The sequence below is a fragment of the Tardiphaga sp. genome (assembly GCF_028290495.1).
Taxonomy (GTDB): Bacteria; Pseudomonadota; Alphaproteobacteria; order Rhizobiales; family Xanthobacteraceae; genus Tardiphaga.
This window is the reverse complement of sequence record NZ_JAQGJT010000161.1, coordinates 1-3,935: the sequence shown is the minus strand read 5'-3', so window position 1 is coordinate 3,935 and position 3,935 is coordinate 1. Positions and strand designations below refer to the sequence as shown.

At 62.6% G+C, this 3,935-nt stretch carries 5 protein-coding genes and 1 pseudogene; 5 read left to right on the top strand and 1 reads right to left on the bottom strand.

The window, feature by feature from the left end; translation table 11 throughout:
- Positions 1 to 193: 193 nt before the first annotated feature.
- Positions 194 to 346: a hypothetical protein gene (locus tag JWQ24_RS24480; RefSeq protein WP_299813782.1), complete on the bottom strand. Its 153-nt coding sequence runs from the start codon at positions 344 to 346 to the stop codon at positions 194 to 196.
- A 173-nt stretch (positions 347 to 519) separates the two neighbouring features.
- Here JWQ24_RS24480 and JWQ24_RS24475 point away from each other — a divergent pair, with 173 nt between their 5' ends.
- The 5 genes and pseudogenes from JWQ24_RS24475 to JWQ24_RS24455 form a co-directional block, all read left to right on the top strand.
- Positions 520 to 1,380 carry an SDR family oxidoreductase gene (locus JWQ24_RS24475; RefSeq protein WP_299813779.1) on the top strand — a complete coding sequence of 287 codons (861 nt, stop codon included), beginning with the start codon at positions 520 to 522 and terminating at the stop codon, positions 1,378 to 1,380.
- Positions 1,381 to 1,387: 7 nt separating this feature from the next.
- Complete coding sequence (locus tag JWQ24_RS24470) at positions 1,388 to 1,732, top strand: hypothetical protein (protein ID WP_299813776.1); 345 nt, start codon at positions 1,388 to 1,390, stop codon at positions 1,730 to 1,732.
- Positions 1,729 to 2,499 (top strand): exodeoxyribonuclease III, encoded by a 771-nt coding sequence (gene xth / locus JWQ24_RS24465; protein ID WP_299813773.1) that lies wholly within the window; start codon positions 1,729 to 1,731, stop codon positions 2,497 to 2,499. The genes JWQ24_RS24470 and xth overlap by 4 nt, the downstream gene beginning before the upstream one ends.
- 374 nt (positions 2,500 to 2,873) lie before the next feature.
- Complete coding sequence (locus JWQ24_RS24460; protein ID WP_299813770.1) at positions 2,874 to 3,104, top strand: hypothetical protein; 231 nt, start codon at positions 2,874 to 2,876, stop codon at positions 3,102 to 3,104.
- A 106-nt stretch (positions 3,105 to 3,210) separates the two neighbouring features.
- Positions 3,211 to 3,935 (top strand): annotated as a pseudogene (locus JWQ24_RS24455) (excinuclease ABC subunit A); the annotation flags it as partial.

Below are 3,935 nucleotides of genomic sequence, written 5' to 3'. Positions count from 1 at the left end.
CGCAGTCGAGGCATTGAAGCGTGCGCTTTCCCTTGCCGCCAAGAGGCAGCGCCAGGATCAAGAAAGCCCCGCAGTCAGGGCATGTCGGTCGTTCGGCCTGTCCCATCGGATTATTTTGCCGTCAGTCCGACATTTCGTCAATTTCAAATTCGCCCAATGCGGTTGATGCAGGCGGGGACCTGAGCCGGGTAGTTCATGGCGTCAGGTGCCGGGCGACGTGATTGCGCTCAGCGGCGACGATCTCTCCATGACGATAACGCAGCCGATCGGCAACGGAGCGGGGTCCGCGCCGTCTTTCGATCGCCACCTTGAGCGCCTCCCGCATGAATCGAATGTCGCTTTCCAAGTCTATTTTGGTCCTCCGCCGGCTTCGGTAATGTCCGAAGGTCCGGGGGCGCTGCGGGTTCGATCGGATGGCGGCTGCGGATCCGAATGGCCCAGATCGAGCGGCAATGGCAGGCGGGAACCACAACCCCACGCATTCATTGTGACAGGCGCACTTGTATTGGAGTCTCCGAAATGCCGATCAACCATCCCAAGCCGCCTTTCCCATCCCAGAAGCAGGCAATGCCCGGCTCGACCGACGCTATGCAGCCTCGTCCGGATCACGGCGAGACCAGCTACAAAGGATCGGGCCGGCTGGAAGGGATGAAAGCCGTGATCACGGGTGGGGACAGCGGCATCGGCCGCGCCGTCGCCATCGCCTACGCGCGGGAGGGCGCCGACCTCGTGATCGCCTACCTTAGTGAGAACGACGAAGCTGCAGAGGTGAAGAAGCTCGTTGAGGCCGAGGGCCGCAAGGCGGTGCTGGTACCGGGCGACATCAAGGACCCGGCGCATTGCAGGGCAATCATTGAGACCGCCGTCGACGAGCTCGGTGGCATCGACATCCTTGTCAACAACGCCGCCCATCAGGCGACCTTCAAAGACATCGGCGACATCACCGACGAGGAGTGGGACCTGACCTTCCGGACGAACATCCACGCGATGTTCTACCTTGCCAAGGCGGCCGTCCCGCACATGAAGCCCGGCAGCGCGATCGTGAACACCGCTTCGATTAACTCCGACATGCCCAACCCGATGCTGCTGGCCTACGCCACGACGAAAGGCGCCATCCAAAACTTCACCGGCGGTCTCGCTCAGATGCTGGCCGAAAAAGGCATCCGCGCCAACGCCGTGGCTCCGGGACCGATCTGGACGCCGCTCATTCCTTCCACGATGCCGGACGACGCGGTGAAGTCCTTCGGAAGTCAGACGCCGATGAAGCGCCCCGGTCAGCCCGCCGAGCTCGCCACGGCCTACGTGATGCTGGCAGACCCGCTGTCAAGCTATGTCTCCGGGAGCACTATCGCCGTCACCGGCGGCAAGCCCTTCATCTGAGACGGCGATGGCACTGCAGTATCCTGTCACTCCGGACCGGCGCTACTTCGTGGTGAAGGGGCGGCTCTGGCGACTGTCGAACCCGGACCTGCCCGAGGGCAAGAAGTCCGAGTTGGTGTCAGCGCTCATGCGGGCCCGGCGAGCGGTGAAGACGGCGAGACACGAAGGAGACGCCGAAGCGGAGGCTGCAGCCCATTGCGAAGTCGGTGTGGCCAAGCAGGCCTTGGGAGAACGTGGGCCCGTCTGGTGGACGGACGGAGATCCGGACCTCAACCGGCACCTCGTGAAGGACACGTCGTATGCCGGCTGGTTCGCGGCCCTCAAGCCTTACCGCGTGGCGGAAACCGCGTGAAGATCGCGACCTTCAATGTTAACAATGTGAACAAGCGGCTGCCCAGCTTGCTTGCATGGCTCAGATCGACAAAGCCCGACGTCGTGTGCCTGCAGGAGTTGAAGGCGGCGCAGGCCGAGTTTCCGGAGACGGCGCTGCGGAAAGCCGGCTATTCCTCCGCGTGGGTTGGGCAGAAGACCTGGAACGGCGTGGCCATTTTGGCAAGGAAGTCGGAGATCGTCGTGACCCGTCGGACGCTTCCCGGCGACGCAAATGATAACCAAAGCCGCTACCTCGAAGCCGCCGTCGACGGTGTACTCATTGCCTGCGTCTACGCGCCCAACGGCAATCCGCAGCCGGGACCGAAGTTCGTTTACAAAATGGCTTGGCTTAAGCGGCTGAATGCGCACGCCGGCAAGCTCCTGAAGTCGGGAGCGCCGATGGTCATCGCCGGCGACTTCAACGTGGTGCCGACGCCGGCCGACATCTACCCGACCAAGTCCTGGGACAAGGACGCGCTGGTGCAGCCGGAGGGCAGGGCGGCCTTCGCGGCGCTGCTCAAGAAGGGCTGGACTGACGCGTTGCGGGAATGTCATGCGGATGAACCGATGTTTACGTTCTGGTCGTATTGGCGAAACCGGTACGAGCGCGACGCCGGCCTTCGCATTGACCATCTGCTCGTCAGCCCTGCACTGCTGCCTAAGCTGAAGGACGCCGGCGTGGATCGGGCGGTCCGAGGCAAGCCGGACCCGAGCGATCACGCCCCCGCTTGGATCGTTCTGGAATAGGTGTCTGAAGTGTTTTCAGGTGGCGTCAGCAGCCCGACGGCCGGTTGTGCGGTTCGGCATCCAAGCCGCGGCGTCTTCCTTAAGCTCACCCCCTACCGGGTCTTCGAGCCTTTGGCCGTTCACGAACGGAACGTGAAATCTAGTCCTCGGCCCACCGGTGCTCGCTAACCGCCCGAGCCCGCAGTTCCGAGTCCGATTCTTCGTCCAATCGGCGATGCGCCCGCAAAGTCGTGTCGAAAGCAGCTGTCCGTGAGCAAGGTGCACGGGGAACACCGCACGTTCGAAACCGTTGTAGGTTCCGCTGTAAAACAACGTGGATCGCCCGGCCGTTGGTCCGGCGGGATAATCACTGCTCTCAACCCGTAGGAAGCTCAATGCCCACCCAGCGCGAGTTCGAAATTTGTGCAGAGTTGTATCTCCTGCCTGAACATCTCTACGAGGCCTCTGAAGCCGCGGCCAAGATCGGCATCACTGAAAACGAATTGAATGCCGCGAGGCGCCTCGGCAGGATAGAATTCGTTGACGGAAATCCAGTCCTTTTTCGAGGATGGCACATCGCCCAGGTGCTTGCTCGCCAGGACGACGAGCTCAACAAATCCGTATGATGGCTAGATCGATCGGGCCGCGCGCCTTGCAGTTTTCAACCGCTCTATCCGCGCACATAGGGGGCGTGCCGCACGTCCGGCGCCGAAGCGAGTCGTGCGAGGCATCATGAAATCTGCCAAGCACGTGTCCCCATCCGCTACAAGTCCGCACGGGGATTTCGTTCGTGTGCGTGGCGCCAGAGAACACAATCTCAAGAACGTATCCGTCGACATTCCGCGAAACGCGCTGGTCGTCTTTACCGGTATCTCCGGATCCGGCAAATCGTCGCTGGCCTTCGGCACGCTATATGCGGAGGCGCAGCGGCGATACTTGGAGTCGGTCTCGCCCTACGCCCGGCGTCTGTTCAACCAGATGTCGATCCCCGAGGTCGACGAGATCGAAGGTCTGCCGCCGGCTGTGGCGCTACAGCAGCAGCGGGGCTCTCCGACGACGCGATCTTCGGTGGGCAGCGTGACGACACTGTCGAACCTACTACGCATGCTTTATTCGCGCGCTGGCGACTATCCGCGAGGGCAAGCCCTGCTGTATGCGGAGTCGTTCTCGCCCAACACGCCGGAGGGGGCGTGTCCGAACTGCCACGGCATCGGTCGCATCCACGATGTCACCGAGCGCTCGATGGTCCCGGACGATACCCTCACAATCCGTGAGCGCGCGGTCGCGGCCTGGCCGAGTGCCTGGCAGGGACAGAACCTGCGGGACATCCTGGTGACCCTCGGGCACGACGTCGACACTCCCTGGCGCAAGCTGCCGAAGAAGACCCGGGACTGGATCCTGTTCACCGATGAGCAGCCCACCGTTCCGGTTTATGCCGGCTACACACCTGCCGAGGT

Excerpts from the sequence above, each read along its gene's own strand:
- JWQ24_RS24470 (WP_299813776.1), top strand. The coding sequence starts at position 1,388 with ATGGCACTGCAGTATCCTGTCACTCCGGACCGGCGCTACTTCGTGGTG.
- JWQ24_RS24460 (WP_299813770.1), top strand. The coding sequence starts at position 2,874 with ATGCCCACCCAGCGCGAGTTCGAAATTTGTGCAGAGTTGTATCTCCTG.
- JWQ24_RS24475 (WP_299813779.1), top strand. The coding sequence starts at position 520 with ATGCCGATCAACCATCCCAAGCCGCCTTTCCCATCCCAGAAGCAGGCA.